The sequence below is a fragment of the Candidatus Krumholzibacteriia bacterium genome, assembly GCA_030748535.1.
In the GTDB taxonomy this organism is placed as follows: domain Bacteria; phylum Krumholzibacteriota; class Krumholzibacteriia; order JACNKJ01; family JACNKJ01; genus JASMLU01.
The window spans coordinates 67782-84056 of record JASMLU010000006.1 but is presented as its reverse complement, the minus strand read 5'-3'; the positions used below and the strand labels follow the sequence as shown (position 1 = coordinate 84056).

Genomic DNA, 16275 nt, shown 5'->3' with positions numbered 1-16275 from the left:
CGGCGGCATGGCAGCCCGTCAGATCGCCCGGGATCTGGAAGTCTCTCCCTCTACCGTGGATCGGCACATTGAACGGCTCGGCCGACATTGCCTGCTCTTTCACCGTAATCTGATGCAAAACTATCAGTTACTGGGAGATCTCGTCATCGACGGCTTCGAGACCTTTGAGCTCAGCCAGTACTTTCCCTTCCATCACAATCTGGCCGTAGAGGCAGAAACGGGCTTCTTCCTCTCCTTCACCGACAGTGAGCTTCGCAGAAAGGGCCGCATGAGAGAAGATCAGAAGAGTCGGAGAGGGGAACTGGAAGCGCAGTGGGGTCGTCCGGATCCGAAGGCCGTGGAGAAGGGAGTACGGGAGCTACTGGAGGATGTGTTGGCGGGAGCAAGCTCTGTGGTGATCCGAAGCGATGATCATCGGGCCTATCCGCGTGCCATGCGGGGACTTGCGTGCAGCATCCAGCACCAGGTGACCTCTTCCCGAGACTACAGGGATCGGCACAATGCGCTCTGGGAGATCAATCTCCTTGATCTCTTGCTACGCCACAGCAATGCCAATCACAGAAGAGAGACTTTAGCCTGGAGCAAGCGGAGACAGAACTCCAGTCTCCGACTGGCAATCCTCCTGGTCTGGCGCAACTACCTGAAGAAGCGTTGGGAGAAGGGGAAGCAGGAAACACCGGCCATGCTCAAGGGCTTGTGCAAGAGGCCCCTGAAGAGGGAGGAGATCCTGACGGAGAGGCTCTTTCCGAAGAGGCAGAAGCTCAGTCGGAGATGGGAGCACTACTATCGGGGAAGCATCCAGACCAGAGCCCTGGGAAGGAACCGGGAACATACTCTCAGCTACGCGTTCTAGAGCGGAGGAAGAGGAAGAGAAAAGGACATCCCGCCGGGGCACCGGCGGGATGGACATAATCGAAGAAGTCTCTGAGAGGGGGTGTGCCTGCGAGAGATACATTCTCAGAGGCACAACCTTTAGCTTTGGATGTTATCGAAGGAAAAACGGTATCCTCGGGGAAAGAATTCCCCTGTTGCGGGATCCTGTTCATAGTCACCCTGCCATTCTTCTTTTGCAATAACTCGGAGCATGTCCAGGAAGCGGTCGACCTCTTCTTCGGTATTGTGAATCCCCACGCTCACGCGAACAGCTCCGGGCACTTCACTGCGGTCGCCCGCTCTCAGTGCAGCCTCGAACTCCGCTTCCTGTTCCATGCTGATATTCAGCATGTGCTTGATCAGGGGGTGGGCACAGAAACAGCCGTTACGCACGGAGATTCCGCCCTCGTAGCTCAGGATGGCGGCAACGAGTCCATGGTGAAGTCCGGCCATAGTAAAGGTCACCACGCCAAGACGGTCTTCGAGATCCTCCGGGTCGGTCTTGCCGAAGATGCCGACGCGCGGGATTTCCCGCATTCCCTCCAGCAGAAGTCGGGTGAGTTCGGCTTCATGTGCCTCGATGGCCTCCATGCCGACCTCTTCCATGACATCAATGGCCTTGGCCAGAGCGAGCATACCCAGAATGTTCGGTGTGCCGGCTTCCTGCTTGTCCGGAGGATCGGCCCAGATTACATGGTCCAGACTGACCGAGTAGACCGTTCCTCCGCCCTGAAGGTAGGGTGCCGCATCCTTGAAGTGCTGGAAGTCGCCGACCACAGCCCCTTCACCATAGGGGGAGTTCATCTTGTGGGCGGAGAAGACCAGGTAGTCGATATGACAGGGATCCTCGGAGCATTGAATGGAGACCTTGCGATGGGGAACCAGTTGCGCTGCGTCCACCACGATTCGGGCGCCATGTTCGTGGGCCATTCTCGCGATCTCGTCGATGGGAGTAACTGTGCCGAGGACATTGCTGGCGCCGGTTACCGCGATCAGTTTTACTGCGCCCGCGTGGCGTATCAGCGCTTTCCTGATCCATTCGAGGTCCAGATTGCCCTCGATGTCTGCGGGAATGTATTCCACCTGGGCCTTGCCCCGCCAGGGAAGGTCATTGCTGTGGTGTTCCATGATGGAAGTGAGAACCACATCCTGCAGAGGATCGAGGTTCATGGTCATGGCCAGCAGGTTCAAGCCTTCGGTGGTGTTTCGTACCGGAATGACAATGTGCGTGCCCGCCTCTCCACCGACAAACTCCAGGATGCGGTTGCGTGCTTCCTCGTAAAGATGGGTGCAGTACATGGAGTCGAAGCCCATTCCCCGATGAATGTTGGAGTACCAGGGTTCGACCTCGCGCAGGTAGTCGCTAACTGCGAGAAAGGGTTTCGTGCTGGCGGCGTTGTCGAAGAAAGCACTTTCGACGCTGTCTCCATTGAGAAGGGGAACCCGGTGTCGGGCGCCAATGACTTCGGGCATACGACGATCACTCATGGAGATTCTCCTTGCTGGTAACCGGGACAAGGTAGCCTTCTCTCAATGCTCAGGGAAGGGGAAAAGGGCACAAAAAAAGGGGCCCCGTTCTGATTGTGCCTATTTCAGCAGGTGGATTCCCCGCTCATCACAGAGCTCGTGAAGTTGCTCGGGCCAGATCGTTACGCTGACCTCACCCAGGGCGGCCTTCTTGAGAATGTAGGAGTAGATCCTCGACTGCCCGAGCCCGCCTCCGATGCTCAGCGGGATATCCCCATTGAGAATCATCTGGTGGTAGGGCATTTCGAGGAAGTCCTTCTGGCCGGTGATCTCCAACTGTTTGCGGAGAGTCTCGGCTGTGACGCGGACACCCATGCTGGTCAACTCGTGACGGCGATTCGTTATGGAGTTCCAAATGAGGATGTCGCCGTTCAGCCCGTGCATTGGACGCCCATCCTCCGACACCGTCTCGCTGACCCAGTCGTCATAGTCGGCGGCACGCATCTCATGCGGATAACCGTCTTCCAGGGTCCAGCCGATGCCATAGATGAAGATGGCCGGGTGTTCCTGCAGGATCGCCGCCTCCCGCTGCTTGCGAGGCAGGTCGGGGTACTTGGCGAGAAGGTCTTCTGCGTGAATGAAGTACAACTCGTCGGGCATCTTCGGGAACTTGTCGAGAACCGGGTACATCTCGTGCGCAAGGTCTTCCGCGCCCCGGAGAACCTTCCAGATCTTCTTCACGGTATCGGTCAGGGCTTCGAGAGTCCGCTCTTCTTCGGTGCAGACGCGCTCCCAGTCCCACTGATCCACATAGGAACTGTGGTCGTGGACGAGGAAGTAGTCCTTGCGAACGGCGCGCATGTCCGTGCAGATGCCTTCACCCTGATCGCATTCGTACTGCTTCAGCGCAAAACGCTTCCACTTGGTGACAGCCTGAACGACCTGGGTCTCAATGCGGCGATCCAGACCCAGTCCGGCCCCGAAGTCCACCGGAGTTCGGGAGCCATCCCGGTCCAGGTAGTCGTTCATGCCGCTGTTCTTGTCCATGATCAGCGGACACTGGACCATCATCAGGTTCAGTTCCTTGCAGAGATTCTCCTCGATGTAGCTCTTCACCTTGTAGAGAGCCTTCATCGTGTCCTTGGAGCTGAGAAGATTCTCGTAATTGTCGGGTAGCACCTTTGCCAGTTCCTCGCAGGTGCTGACTCCGGGTCCAGCCAGGTCGGCAGTATTGTCGGCCATGAAATACCTCATATTCCAGAGTAAGGGGTTTGAAACCCCCTCAATCTGGCAAGCGCAGAGGCCGGAGGCAAGAGCCTCAATGTGCCCTTGCGGCACCATCATTTCGAGGGTCTGCGGCGGCCTGGCGGCGGCCGTCTTCGAGGATCCCGATGGCCTGCACATCGCCATTGAGAAGGGGAAAAGACCTCAGGGGGCGGATGCTCCATCCTCTCGCCGAGAGGGAGTCCGCGACACGATCCCGGTTCCAGCCGAAGCTCTCCAGATCCAGCCCTCCTCCCCGGCTGTGCATACGCGGGAAGTCCAGGGCGGATTGCAGGGGAAGATCGTAGTCCAGCAAAGAGGTGAGTACCGAGGCCACTGTTCCGATGATTCGCGAGCCACCCGGAGAGCCGAGGGCATAACGGGGACTGCCCTTTTCATCGTAGACGATGACCGGGCACATACTGCTTCGGGGGCGCTTTCCGTGGTCTCGTCCTCCCAGACTTCGACGGGAGGGATCGAGGTCATTGGGAGTCGGTTCTGCTTGAGGCCACCAGTTGAAATCGCTGAGCTCATTGTTCAGCAGGAATCCGTAGTCCTCGACCACGATGCCGCTGCCGAAGAGTTGCTCGATCGTGCTCGTGCAGGAGAGGACATTGCCCTCGGCATCCACAATGGAAAAATGGGTCGTGTGGCTCTCGATGCCTGCCGGTTTGCCGGCGGCCGCACGGCTCTGCAGGCTGTCTGCGGGATCAAAGGCGCGCCGGGCTCTTTCCTCCAGAAATCCCTTGTGAAGAAGCGCCGGCATGTGAATCCCGGGACTCCAGTCCGGATCTCCGAGCCAGACAGCGCGATCCGCATAGGCGATGCGGCTTGCGCGGGCCAGGCGGTCGAGATGCTCGATCAGGGTTGCCTCTTCATGGATCCTGCCTTCAGGAGTATTGCGGGTTTCCAGAATGCCCAGAATCTCCAGCAGAGTGATGCCCCCGGAGGTGGGCGGGGGGAAGGTGGCGATGGTCCAGCCTCGGTAGCGGCCCCTGATCGCTTCGCGTTCCATCGCGCGGTAGTTCGCGAGTTCCCGGGCCGTGATGGTCGCCGGGCGGAAGCTGGCTCCGCTCACGGCCTGCTGAATGGCCTCTGCAACAGGGCCCTCATAAAAGAAACGCCCCGAGGGATCCTTCGCCCAAAGTTCGAAAAAACGGGCCAGGGCGGGGTTCTTCAGTAGCTCGCCTTCTTCGGGAGCCTGTCCTCCTGAATAGTAGAGCTTCTCGGTGGCCGGGAACTTGCGCAGACGAGGCTCCTGTCGAGACAGTTCAAAGGCCATGCCCCTTCCCAGGGGGAAGCCATCGCGGGCTGCCTCAATGGCTGGCGCAAAGACCTGCGAGAGGGGGAGTGTTCCATAGCGACTGTGAAGCTCGCTCATGGCGGCCACGGTGCCGGGAATGCCGACGGTGATTCCGCCGGAAAAGAGATCGGGCAGGGGAGTGCCGGTGGAATCGATAAAGGCCGTCGCCTTGGCGGAAGAAGGGCACTCTTCCCGCCCGTCAAGGGCACGGAGATCACCACTCGAAGCGTCATGATACAGGATGAAACAACCGCCCCCTGGGCCGCTTCCCTTTGCGTCCACCAGAGAGAGCATGGCCTGAACGGCCAGGGCGGCGTCGGCCGCATTGCCTCCTTCCGCAAGGATCCTCATGCCCGCATCGCTGGCCATTGCATGTGCGCTGGCCACCGCAAAGTGCTCGCCGACGGCGACCTGTCGGGGACGCGGCAATCTCTGGGGGAAGATCAGGGAGTCCGGAAGATCGGGCGGGGGCATGGTCGCCGACCAGAGGGAAGCGGCCAGAAGAATCGGAATCAGTTGCATTGGAACCTCCAAGACATCAGACTAGCCGCTCTGGATCAAAATGGAAAGCGTGGAGAAGGATGATCGACTTAAGAAGTGATACCGTTACCCTGCCGGACGAGGGCATGTTGCGCGCCATGACCGAAGCCGAACTCGGCGATGATGTTCTCGGCGATGACCCTACGGTGATCCGTCTTCAGGAGAAGGCCGCAGAGATTTGCGGGAAGGAAGCGGCGCTCTTTGTTCCGAGCGGCTCGATGGCGAACCTCGTGAGCCTCTTGTCACATTCCGAACGGGGAGACGAGTACATCCTCGGGGATCAGGCGCACATCTTCCGCTACGAGGCGGGAAGTCCTGCGGCCGTGGGAGGACTGCATCCACACCTCTTGCCCTGTCGGGAGGACGGAACTCTTTCCCCCGAGGACATCGAAGCCGCCCTCCGGCCCGACGAGTCTCATGAACCGAGAAGCCGGGTGATCTGCCTGGAGAACAGCCACAATCGATGCGGAGGAAGGACCTTCGGAAGGGAGTACCTGATGGAAGTCCGCGCGATTGCGGATCGGCAGGGGCTTCTCATTCATCTCGATGGGGCCCGCATCTTCAATGCGGCGGCGGCTCGTGGCAGTTCCGTCAAGGAACTGTCTGCCGGGGCTGATTCCCTGAGCTTTTGTCTTTCCAAGGGACTGTCAGCACCCGTGGGCTCGCTGGTCTGCGGCGGGATTGACTTTATCGCCAAGTGCCACCGCATGCGCAAGCAACTCGGTGGGGGAATGCGACAGGCGGGAGTTCTGGCGGCAGCCGGTCTTTACGCTCTGGAACACCGAGTGGAGCGACTGGGAGAAGACCACGAAAACGCGAGGCTTCTGGCAGAAGGGCTGGCGGAACTGCCGGGCTTGTCCGTGGATCCGGCATCGGTGGAGACGAACATGGTCTATTTCCGTCTTGATAAGAGCCGGGAAGCGGAGCCCTTTCTTGCGGCGATGGAAGAACGGGGAGTTCGTTTTTTCATGGTCAGTCCCCGGCGTTTTCGTCTGGTCACGCACTTCGGCATCGAGTCGAAGGACATTGAAACTGCCTTGAGGAACTTTGCGGAGGTTCTTGCCTAGCCGACTTGGTCGAGAGCCTGTTCCAGATCTTCCAGAATGTCTTCCACATCCTCGATTCCCACAGATAGCCGGACGAGTCCGTCGTGGAGCCCCCGCGCCTTGCGCTCCTCTTCGGGAACCTCGGCATGGGTCATCGTGGCCGGGTGGGTGATCATGGTCTCCACGGCACCGAGGCTCTCGGCCAGGGCGCAGAGCTTGACGGAGTTCATGAGGGTCGTGCCGGCAGGAATGCCGCCGGTCAGTTCAAAGGTGATCATGCCACTGAATCCGCCTTCCATCTGTCGGGCGGCGACCTCATGGCGAGGATGGCTTTTTAGCCCCGGATAGGTGACGGAAGCAACCTTGGGATGCGCTTCCAGAAAGCGGGCCACACTCATGGCGTTCGTACTGTGACGGGCCATGCGAAGGCTGAGGGTCTTGAGACCTTCCATCGTCAACCAGCAGTCGAAGGGGCTGGGAATTGCACCGACGGACTTCTGCAGGTATTTCATGCGCTCCTGGATGGCCTCGTCGTTACTGAGGATGATTCCCCCGATAATGAGATTGTGCCCGGAGAGGTACTTCGTCGTCGAGTGCATGACAATGTCCGCACCGTACTCGGCGGGGCGAAGATGGTAGGGCGTGGCGAAGGTGGAATCCACACCGAATAGCAGGCCGTGGTCGTGGGCGATCTTTCCCACGGCTTCCACATCGCTGACCTGAAGAAGCGGGTTCGTGGGAGTCTCGATCCAGACCATCTTTGTATTGGGCTGAATGGCGGCCTCGACTTCTTCGGGATTGCTGGAATTGACATAGCTGAACTCCATGCCGAAGTCCCGGAGGATGGTGTTGAAAAGACGGCTCACGCCTCCGTAAACATCATCGCTGGAGACGATGTGGTCGCCGGACTTGAAGAGCCTCATGACCGAATCCACGGCACTCATGCCGCTGGCAAAAGCGGTGGCGTATTTCATTCCCTCGATTTCTGCCATCTGCTCTTCGAGAATCTGACGGGTCGGATTGCTGCTGCGCGTGTAGTCAAAGCCCAAACTTTCGCCCACGCCGGGAAGGACATAGGTCGCCGACTGGTAGAGTGGCGGGATGATGGCACCGGTTGTCGGGTCGGGATGAATGGCCGCGCGTACGCACTTCGTATCAAACTTCATGGTCGTCCTCCAGAAAACCGTTTTCCCGCATCCACTGATCGCTGACAAACTTCGTCAGATAGTTTCGAATCGAATCGGGGAGTATGGTAAGAGCCCGTTTCGCGCCTGTCTCCTGTTTTATCGCTTCGAGCAGGCCCCAGACGGCGGCTCCCGAAGAGCCACCCACAAGAAGACCTTCCTCGCGAATCAGTCGTCTTGCCATGTGAAAACTGTCGCGGTCATTGGAGTAGATCCATCCGTCGATGTTCTCGTACTCGAGTACGCCGGGGACGAAATCGTAACCGATGCCTTCGACATGGTAGACATCCACTTCCTTGCGTCCTCCGAGAACCGAGCCTTCCGGGTCGATGCCGATGATCCGGATCTTCGGATTCTTCTCCTTGAGGTACTTCGCAACGCCGGCGATGGTCCCTCCGGTTCCTGCACCAATGACGACAAGGTCGAGACTGTCCCCGAACTCCTCCCAGATTTCTGCGCCGGTTCCATAGTAGTGAGCCAGGGGGTTGTTCATGTTTTCGTATTGGTCGGGAATGATCGAGTTCTCGATTTCCTCATTGAGTCGCTTGGCCACTCCGAGCAAACTTTCGGGATCATCGTGGGCGGCCTCGGTGGGCGTGCGGTAGATCCTTGCACCGAGAGCCTCCATGACCACCTGTTTCTCCTGACTCATCTTCTCGGGCATCGTGATGCAGAGGGGCAGGTTCTTCACAGCGCATGTCATGGCCAGACCCGTACCCGTGTTGCCGCTGGTCGGTTCGATGAGGGTGCTTTCGGCGTTGATCCGCCCCTCTTTTTCCAGTTCCTCGACCATGCGGACTGCGATCCGGTCCTTCACGGAGCCACCGGGATTGAGGTATTCACACTTGACGAAAAGTTCGACGCCCGAGTCCGCGCCAATGCGGTTCAGACGAAGCACGGGTGTCTTGCCTACCACTTCGAGAATGCTGTCGTAGATCATTTTCTGCCTTCCACCATCATTCCGTTTTCCTGCATCCACTGCTCGTCGATGAACTTGCCCAGGTAGTTGCGAATCCCGTCGGGCAGAATGCCCAGGATCTTCGAGCCTTCGGGCATGTCTCTTGCCGTTTTCAGCATCCCGAGAGCCACGGCTCCGGAGCTTCCTCCGATCAGAAGTCCTTCCTCCCGAATCAGGCGTCGAGCCATGAGGAAGGTCTCCTCATCCTGCGTCTCGATGAACTGGTCCACGAGACCATTGTCCAGGATCTTCGGAATAAAGTCATAGCCGATTCCCTCGACAAGGGAGGCATCGGTTTCGGCGTTCTCATCGCCGAACATGCTTCCCTTCGGTTCGACGGCCACAATACGGATGCCGGGAATCTTTTCTCTCAGGAATCGACCGACACCGGTCAGCGCGCCACCGGTGCCCACTCCAATGACCACTGCGTCGAGGCTGTCGCCGAAGTCCTCCCAGATTTCTGCGCCGGTTCCGTGGTAGTGGGAGTCAGGGTTGTCGGCATTCTCGTATTGGTTCGGGAGTACGGCTCCGCTCTCCCGGCTGATCTCGAGAGCCTTCCCGAACTGGCTTTCGGGATCGGTGTAGGCTTTTCCGTTCGGGGTTCTGACTGCCTGAACCCCCAGGGCCGCCAGAGTGATCTCTTTCTCGCGGCTGTTCTTTGCACTCATCGTGCAGGTAAAGGGATATCCCTTCACGGCAGCACACATGGCAAGACCGATTCCCGTGTTGCCGCTCGTGGGTTCCACGATACTGTCTCCGGGGCGCAGTTTGCCGGATTCCTCCAGAGTTTCGATCATGCGAAGTGCGACCCGGTCCTTGAGCGATCCTCCGGGATTGAGGAACTCGCACTTCCCGTAGAGTTCCACGGGAAGCTCCGCACCGATGCGTCCGAAGCGGACGATGGGCGTGTTGCCGATCACTTGAAGGATGTTGTCGTAGATCATCTTGATTCCTCGGCGGCTACCTTAGGCGATTCTCCCGGGGCTTTCCACAGGCATTTCCGGGAATGCAACGCTTCATCAGCGATGCAGTTCCCTAGCCCATTATGGCCCGATACTTCGCCTTGCTGTCCTCGAGGATCTTCTCATGGAGGCTTTCCCCGTGGCTGTCCATGGTGACGACACAGCGGAAGTCTTTCACGCGAATCTGCCAGAAGGCTTCGGGAAGTCCGAACTCTGTCTTGTGAACATCCTCCACTTCCTCCACGCACTGGGCAATCAGGCTGGCGGCTCCTCCGACTGCATGCAGATAGACGGCTCCGTGTTCCTTGCAGGCCTCCAGAGTCTTTCCACCCATGCCGCCCTTTCCGATCACCGCCCGCAAGCCCATCTCCCCGATGATCCGGTGTTCATAGGGCTCTTCGCGGATGGATGTCGTGGGACCAGCTGCCACAAAGTGCCACTTCCCGCTTTCATCCTGTCGAACCACTGGTCCGCAGTGATAGAGAATGCCGCCATCAATCAGCTTGCCGAGTTCCTCGTGCAACCGTGCATCTTCCCCTTCCGGCGAATTGTCGAGCCAGGATTCCACCATGTACTTGTGGGCGGCATCTCTTGCGGTGAGCATGGTTCCGTTGATGGAGACCACGTCCCCCAGTTTGAGGGCGCGAATCTCATCCTCACTGATGGGAATGTTCAGTTCAGTCATGGAGAACCTCTCCTTTGCTGAAGCGCATCTCGCGTTGCCGGGCGGCCCAGCACATGTAGACGATGGATACGAAGAAACTGGCCGGCACGCGGTTGGCCTTGCAGATCTTGCTGGTGAGAACCGTGGTCCTGCCACCGAAACCCATGGGGCCAATGCCAAGCTGATTGGACTTCTCGGTCATTTCGTCCTCGAGTGCGGCGAGTTCGGGATCAGGGTTCCGGTCTTCGACATTCCGCAGGATCTGTTTCTTGGCGAGGGAATAGCCGCTGGAACGGTCTCCGCCGATGCAGATGCCCAAAACCGCCGGCCCACAGCCCTTGCCCTGGGCCTGCAGGACGGCATCAAGGATCACTTTCCTTACACCATCCAGATCCCGCCCTGCCTTCAGTCCCCCGTGGGGAAGGCTGTACTGGGCGCTCATGTTTTCACTGCCACCACCCTTGAGCATCAGGCGGATGCGAATTTCATCGGGGCGATCCCATTGCTGGAAGTAGAATCCCGGGAAGTGATGTCCCGAGTTGTCGCCCGTGTTCTTTCCTGAAACGCTGTCCACGGAGTTCGGGCGAAGATAGCTGAGCTTCGTGGCTTCCTGTACGGCGATGCGAATGGCTTCGACCATGGGCGCGGTCGGGTAGTCCCAGGGATGGTCGATATAGAAGACAGGAGTGCCGGTATCCTGGCAGATGGGCGTGGACTGCTTCCCGGCCAGTTCCACATTTTCGAGAATCGTATCCAGACTCGCTTCGGCAGCAGAGCCTTCCGCCTCGTTCTTGCGACCGTCCAGAAGGCAGGTCCGGATGTCTTCGGGCAGTTGAGTCGATGTTCGCCGGATGAGTTCCAGCGCGTGAACTTCCAGATCGGGAATTGTCTTCATCTCGTTCCTCCACTCCTCACGGTGGGGACAATGTAGAGGAAAGGTGGGGAGGAGTCTAGGGGGCTTTGCTGCCTGCTCATCGCTCTCCACGAAGAAGCCTTGTTTCCGTTTTCATGAAACGGTATAAACGATGTGGGAGGCTCCATGTTTATCAATGACCCGATTCACGGCTTTCTGGAACTCAATGACCTGCAGTTTGCCCTGCTCGAACTTCCGGAGCTACAACGCTTGCAGTGGATTCGCCAACTGGGGCTGAGCTTTCTCAGCTATCCCGGTGGCGTGCATAACCGGACGAGCCACGTGATCGGGGTCAGCCATGTGGCCGGAGAGATGGCCACGGTTTTCGATCTCCTTCCGGAGGAAAAGTGGCTGCTTCAGGCGGCAGGTCTCCTGCATGACCTCGGGCACACGCCCTTCAGCCATGCTCTTGAGACCCTGCTCGAGGAAGATCACATGGAACTGACGCGGAATCTCATTACCGGACAGGCCCGCTACAGTTTCCCGAGGGCCGGATGGGTGCCGGAGATCCTTCGCCGCTATGGGCTGGATCCGGAGGAAGTGGGCGACCTGGTGGTGGGCCGTCACAGCAATCCGATTCTTCAGAACATCATCCACGGACCCGTCGATTCGGATCAACTCGACTACCTGCTTCGCGACAGCTATTTCACCGGAATCAGTCACGGGCAGATCGATCTCTATCGCATTCTTCATACCCTGAAGGTGGATGAGAGCAAGGGGCAGATCTACCTGCTCGAAAAAGGTCTGGATGCGATCGAGGAAATGCTGGTTGCGCGCGATCACATGTACTCTGCCGTTTATGGGCACAAGACGGGCCGCATTGCGGAGATGATGCTCCTGCGATCCATGGAACTGGCCGCCGACGGGATCGATGGCTGGTACGAACTGACCGACGGGGAATTGATGTCCCGGATTCGCCAGACCGGAGGCGTGAGCGAGCGTCTGATTCAGAGAATCCTTTATCGGGATCTCTACAAGACGGCCTTTTCTGTTCCCAGTCGCGAAAGCGAGGAATTGCGCGCAAAGCTGGAGCGGGCGGCGGGCGGAAGAAGCCGTCAGGACCTGGAGAACGAACTCACGGAACTCTGTGGTTTCGGTGCCGGGGAACTTCTTGTGGATATGCCCCTGGCAGTTTTCGACTTCAGCGAGCCGCGCCTGAAACGCATTGAACTGAATGTGCTTCGAAAGGACGGACGCTGGTCCACGCTGGAGGAAATGAGTACGCTGGCTCAGGCTCTCATGCAGAAGGAATCCAGCCACACGGTCTTCGGCGTCTACACGACCGAAGAGCAGACCGGCCGCGCGCGTGCCGTGGTAGAGGAGTGGCTGGAAGGAAGCGCCTGATCAGCGGATCGACGGATACAAGTCCCTGAGAACCTCATCCAGATCGCTTTCCCGGCAAAGCCAGCGGCATACCTGCCCCCCTGATGGAAGGGCTTCGCCCTTTGCGGGACACTCTGGCTGATCCGGAACCGGCCCACTGTAAACAAGAGAAGCGGTGGCCCAGCCTTTCCCGAATTCGAAATCCCCGATTGCTTCCTGCAAGCGCTTGAGTCGTTCCCCGAGATAGACATCATCGAGAAGAAGGAATCGTCCGCCCCCGATGGAAATCAGTTCGGGAAGGATGTCGGCCGAGGAGTCGGGAAGATGCAGGAGAACCTGGCGATCGCGGTGAGCGAGGGCCAAGGGTCTGGCCTTCCCGAGGTCTTCCCGATGGTGAATCAGGGTGCCCGGGGACTTCGAGAAAGTGTTTCTAGCTCGCAGCTTCGTGCCGGATGCGATGGCCGTTCGAAGAGCGCGGGGATGGATGACGCGGCTTCCTTCGTCGGCCATCAGAAGAAGCTCTTCTGCGCGGATTTCTTCCAGAAAGCGGGCTTCCGGGATTCTTCGCGGATCGGCCGAAGCGATTCCCTCTACATCGGAATAGATTTCCACGGTTTCCGCAGAGAGCGCGGCTCCGAGAGCAAGCGCTGAGGTGTCGCTCCCGCCACGCCCGAGGGTGCGGATCTCACCGTTTTTGTCCGCGCCCTGAAACCCCGCAAGAACGGCGACCTCTCCGGCATCCAGCGTGGCCTTGATCCGGGCAGGATCCACGGAGAGAATCTCCGCCTGGCCTGCTTCCTTGCTGACAAGAACTCCTGCCTGGGGGCCGGTGAAAGCCCGGGCCGGGATTCCTTCGGAAATCAAAAGCTGTGCGAAGAAAGCGGCCGAGAGGATTTCGCCGCAAGCCATGGCCAGATCCAGTTCTCTTGCCGAGACAGAGGGACCAATGTCCTGAAGCAGGGCGATCAGACTGTCGGTGGCATAGGGCTCGCCCTTGCGTCCCATGGCCGAGACGACCAGGGCGAGGGAATGTCCCTCTTCGCGGGCACGCCGCACGTGGGAAAGAGCGGCGGCACGGGAATCCGCGTCCCGGACACTCGTGCCACCGAACTTCATGACCAGTACACCGGGCACTAGGGCACCCGAACCAGGTCGCGAGCGATCAGCTCTCCGGCAATCTGCACGGTGTTCAGAGCGGCTCCCTTGAGAAGGTTGTCGCTCACGCACCAGAGGTTCATCGTGTTGTCCAGAGACTCGTCCCTGCGAATGCGCCCGACGAAAACCGGATCCGTGCCGTCGGCGTAAAGAGCCAGAGGGTAGATGTTCTTCTCCGGTTCATCTTGCACGATCACACCGGGAGCCTCCGAAAGCAGACCCCTCACCTTGTCGATGTCGAAGGGTTTTTCGCACTCGATGTTCAGGCTCTCGCTGTGTCCGTTCACGACGGGCATCCGCACCGTTGTGGTGGTCACGCCGATGGCAGGATCGAGAATCTTGTGAGTCTCTTCGATCATCTTCATCTCTTCCTTCGTGTAACCGTTCTCCAGGAAGGAGTCGATGTGGGGAAGGGCGTTGAAGGCGATCTGGTGAGGGTAGACCGACACCGGAAGTTCGCGGCCTTCAGCAAAGGCCCGGGTCTGTTCCTGCAGTTCGTCTACTGCTGCCTGCCCGGAACCGCTGACGGCCTGGTAGGTGCTGACCACGACACGCTTGATCGTGAAAGCCTCGTGCAGGGGATTGAGGACGACCAGCATCTGGATGGTCGAGCAGTTCGGATTGGCGATGATGCCGACATGGTGGTCGAGAGCTTCTGCATTGACCTCCGGCACGACAAGCGGGTGTTCCTCATGCTTGCGAAAGGCCGTGCTGTTGTCCACGCAGATGCAACCCCGCTTTGTGGCTTCCGGAGCCAGTGCGAGAGCCGCCTCTTCACCCGCGCTGAAAAGAGCGATGTCCACACCCTCGAAGGCCTCGGCTGCTGCTGCGACAACTTCGAAGTTCTGGCCGCTCCACTCCACGACTTTTCCTGCGTTTTCGGGAACATCCATGAGGACGAGTTTTGCGATGGGAAGGCCACTGCGCGAAAGGACATTTCTCATTTCCGTGCCCACATTGCCCAGAGCTCCGACGATGGCAAAGGTGTACTGGCGACTCATCAGCAACTCCTTTCAATGGCGAGAAGGTCGGTGAGAATGGAATAGCCGGTCTCCACGCGCCCGGCTCCGGGGCCGACAACCGTCACCTTGCCGAGAAGATCCGTGTCGAAGGTGATGGCGTTGGTCGGGCCCATGACGCTGGCCAGGGGATCGGCAAGAAGGAGCATGACCGGACGGACCGAAGCGTCCACTTCGCCGTTCTTCTTACGCTTTACTTCCCCGATCAGCTTCCAGCGGCGGCCTGTCTTCTTCGCGTTTTCGATGTCTCCGGGAGTAAGCCGGGTGATGCCGCGACGGCGGACATCCGAGGGCTTCAGCTTCGCGCCCATGAACATGTTTGCAAGAATGGTGACCTTGCCGGCGGCATCAATACCTTCGACATCGCCGGTGGGATCTGCTTCTGCGTAGCCAAGCTTCTGGGCCTTGTCCAGAACTGCGTCATAGCTGGCGCCTTCTTCCATCTCGCTGAGCATGTAGTTGGTGGTCCCGTTGAGGATGCCGCGAATGGAGTGGAACTCGTTGCCCGCAAGGTCGTTCATTGCGAGGTTCAGGACGGGAGTGCCGCTCATGACCGTTCCCTCGATGAGCAACTGGCAGCCGTTCTTCTTTGCAAGGCGGGACAGGGAAGGATAGGCCAGGGCGGCCGGGCCCTTGTTGCTCGTGACCACATTCATTCCGCGCTTGAGAGCGGCGCGGACATGGTCGATGGCCGGCTTGCCGGTCTCAAGATCCGTGTAGGCCAGTTCTACCAGGGTGTCGGCCTTGCACTTCTCGATGGTCTTCATGGCGTCCCAGCCATGGGTGCCGCCACGGTAAGCGTCGAGGCTTCCCTTCTTTTCCACCGCGTTCATTGCGCGTTTCAGGTCGATGCCTTGTGCATCATACACCGAGCCAAGGCGGAAATCGCTGATCGCGACGACGCGATACTCGAAACCCTGCTTGCGTTTCAATTCGGTCTTCTTGTCGATCAGGATTCTTGCAAGGCCCTGGCCCACATTGCCGAAGCCGATGATGGCAATCTTCTGCATCCCTTCCTCCTCGTCAGCAGTCTTCCTCACGAAGTTTCAGATTGCTGTGCTTTTTCAATGACGAAAGTACGAACGATGACTTGACCCGGTCGATTCCCTCGATGCGCGTGAGCTTGTGAAGGAGAAAATCCTCATAGCTCTCGATGTTCGGGAGAACCACCTTCAGCAGGTAGTCCTCCTCTCCGGTGACATGATAGGTCTCGTGAATTTCCGGCAGGTCGAGAATGGCCTTGTGGAAATTCTCGATGGCCTCTGACTTGTGAAGAGACAGGCTGACCTGAACAAAGACCGTCGCACCGAAGCCCAGCTTCTTCTCGTCGAGAATGGCCGTGTATCCGCGAATCAGTCCCCGGGTTTCCAGCTTCCTCACCCGCTCGAGAACCGAGGGCGGACTCAGGCCCACCTTTTCGGCAAGATGCGCATTGGGAAGCCGCCCATCCTTCTGAAGGGCGCAGAGAATCTTCCGATCCTTGTCATCGATTCTGTTGGTTTTCATGCTTGAGAATCTAGAGAAAAGACGAGGGAATTTCAAACATGCTTTGGCGAAATCGGAGAACTTCCGAAGAAAAAGAGGAAATCGGGGAAAATAACCGAA

15 protein-coding genes are annotated in these 16275 nt (G+C 58.7%); 3 read left to right on the top strand and 12 right to left on the bottom strand.

The annotated features are described in order from the left end of the window. Window positions 1-853 (top strand): hypothetical protein (locus QGH30_07330; GenBank protein ID MDP7022145.1); only part of this gene is annotated, 853 nt, incomplete at its 5' end. Window positions 854-972: 119 nt separating this feature from the next. Here the strand turns inward: QGH30_07330 and QGH30_07325 are convergent. From QGH30_07325 to ggt, 3 genes are all read right to left on the bottom strand, one after another. After that, complete coding sequence (locus QGH30_07325; GenBank protein MDP7022144.1) at window positions 973-2361, bottom strand: aminotransferase class V-fold PLP-dependent enzyme; 1389 nt, start codon at window positions 2359-2361, stop codon at window positions 973-975. 99 nt (window positions 2362-2460) lie between these two features. Next, window positions 2461-3594 carry an aspartate--ammonia ligase gene (locus QGH30_07320; GenBank protein MDP7022143.1) on the bottom strand — a complete coding sequence of 378 codons (1134 nt, stop codon included), beginning with the start codon at window positions 3592-3594 and terminating at the stop codon, window positions 2461-2463. A gap of 64 nt (window positions 3595-3658) precedes the next feature. Further along, complete coding sequence (gene ggt, locus QGH30_07315; GenBank protein ID MDP7022142.1) at window positions 3659-5428, bottom strand: gamma-glutamyltransferase; 1770 nt, start codon at window positions 5426-5428, stop codon at window positions 3659-3661. Window positions 5429-5487: 59 nt separating this feature from the next. Between ggt and ltaE the strand changes: the two genes are divergently transcribed. Continuing rightward, window positions 5488-6513: a low-specificity L-threonine aldolase gene (ltaE, locus tag QGH30_07310; GenBank protein ID MDP7022141.1), complete on the top strand. Its 1026-nt coding sequence runs from the start codon at window positions 5488-5490 to the stop codon at window positions 6511-6513. On the opposite strand, the gene QGH30_07305 is transcribed toward ltaE, so the two are convergent. From QGH30_07305 to QGH30_07285, 5 genes are all read right to left on the bottom strand, one after another. Further along, window positions 6510-7658, bottom strand: coding sequence for a PLP-dependent aspartate aminotransferase family protein (locus QGH30_07305; GenBank protein MDP7022140.1), 1149 nt, complete (start codon window positions 7656-7658; stop codon window positions 6510-6512). The genes ltaE and QGH30_07305 overlap by 4 nt on opposite strands. Then, window positions 7648-8616, bottom strand: a complete 969-nt coding sequence (locus QGH30_07300; protein MDP7022139.1) for a pyridoxal-phosphate dependent enzyme — start codon at window positions 8614-8616, stop codon at window positions 7648-7650. The genes QGH30_07305 and QGH30_07300 overlap by 11 nt, the downstream gene beginning before the upstream one ends. Further along, entirely contained in the window at window positions 8613-9578 is a 966-nt protein-coding gene (locus QGH30_07295; protein ID MDP7022138.1) for a cysteine synthase family protein, read from the bottom strand. The genes QGH30_07300 and QGH30_07295 overlap by 4 nt, the downstream gene beginning before the upstream one ends. Window positions 9579-9669: 91 nt before the next feature. Beyond that, complete coding sequence (locus QGH30_07290; protein MDP7022137.1) at window positions 9670-10281, bottom strand: FumA C-terminus/TtdB family hydratase beta subunit; 612 nt, start codon at window positions 10279-10281, stop codon at window positions 9670-9672. After that, window positions 10274-11155: a fumarate hydratase gene (locus QGH30_07285; GenBank protein MDP7022136.1), complete on the bottom strand. Its 882-nt coding sequence runs from the start codon at window positions 11153-11155 to the stop codon at window positions 10274-10276. Before QGH30_07285 ends, QGH30_07290 begins: the two co-directional genes overlap by 8 nt. A gap of 144 nt (window positions 11156-11299) precedes the next feature. Here QGH30_07285 and QGH30_07280 point away from each other — a divergent pair, with 144 nt between their 5' ends. Continuing rightward, entirely contained in the window at window positions 11300-12517 is a 1218-nt protein-coding gene (locus tag QGH30_07280) for an HD domain-containing protein (GenBank protein MDP7022135.1), read from the top strand. Here QGH30_07280 and QGH30_07275 read toward each other — a convergent pair whose 3' ends face one another. From QGH30_07275 to QGH30_07260, 4 genes are read right to left on the bottom strand one after another with little or no spacing between them, the layout of a single operon-like run. Continuing rightward, window positions 12518-13630 (bottom strand): aspartate kinase, encoded by a 1113-nt coding sequence (locus tag QGH30_07275; protein ID MDP7022134.1) that lies wholly within the window; start codon window positions 13628-13630, stop codon window positions 12518-12520. It lies immediately after the preceding gene. Continuing rightward, complete coding sequence (locus QGH30_07270; protein ID MDP7022133.1) at window positions 13630-14652, bottom strand: aspartate-semialdehyde dehydrogenase; 1023 nt, start codon at window positions 14650-14652, stop codon at window positions 13630-13632. Before QGH30_07270 ends, QGH30_07275 begins: the two co-directional genes overlap by 1 nt. Then, a complete protein-coding gene (locus QGH30_07265; GenBank protein ID MDP7022132.1) occupies window positions 14652-15680 on the bottom strand; it encodes a homoserine dehydrogenase in 1029 nt (342 codons plus the stop codon). The genes QGH30_07270 and QGH30_07265 overlap by 1 nt, the downstream gene beginning before the upstream one ends. Window positions 15681-15693: 13 nt before the next feature. Then, the gene (locus tag QGH30_07260; GenBank protein ID MDP7022131.1) at window positions 15694-16176 is read right to left on the bottom strand and encodes an Lrp/AsnC family transcriptional regulator; all 483 of its coding nucleotides are present in this window, start codon (window positions 16174-16176) and stop codon (window positions 15694-15696) included. Between the last annotated feature and the right edge of the window lie 99 nt (window positions 16177-16275).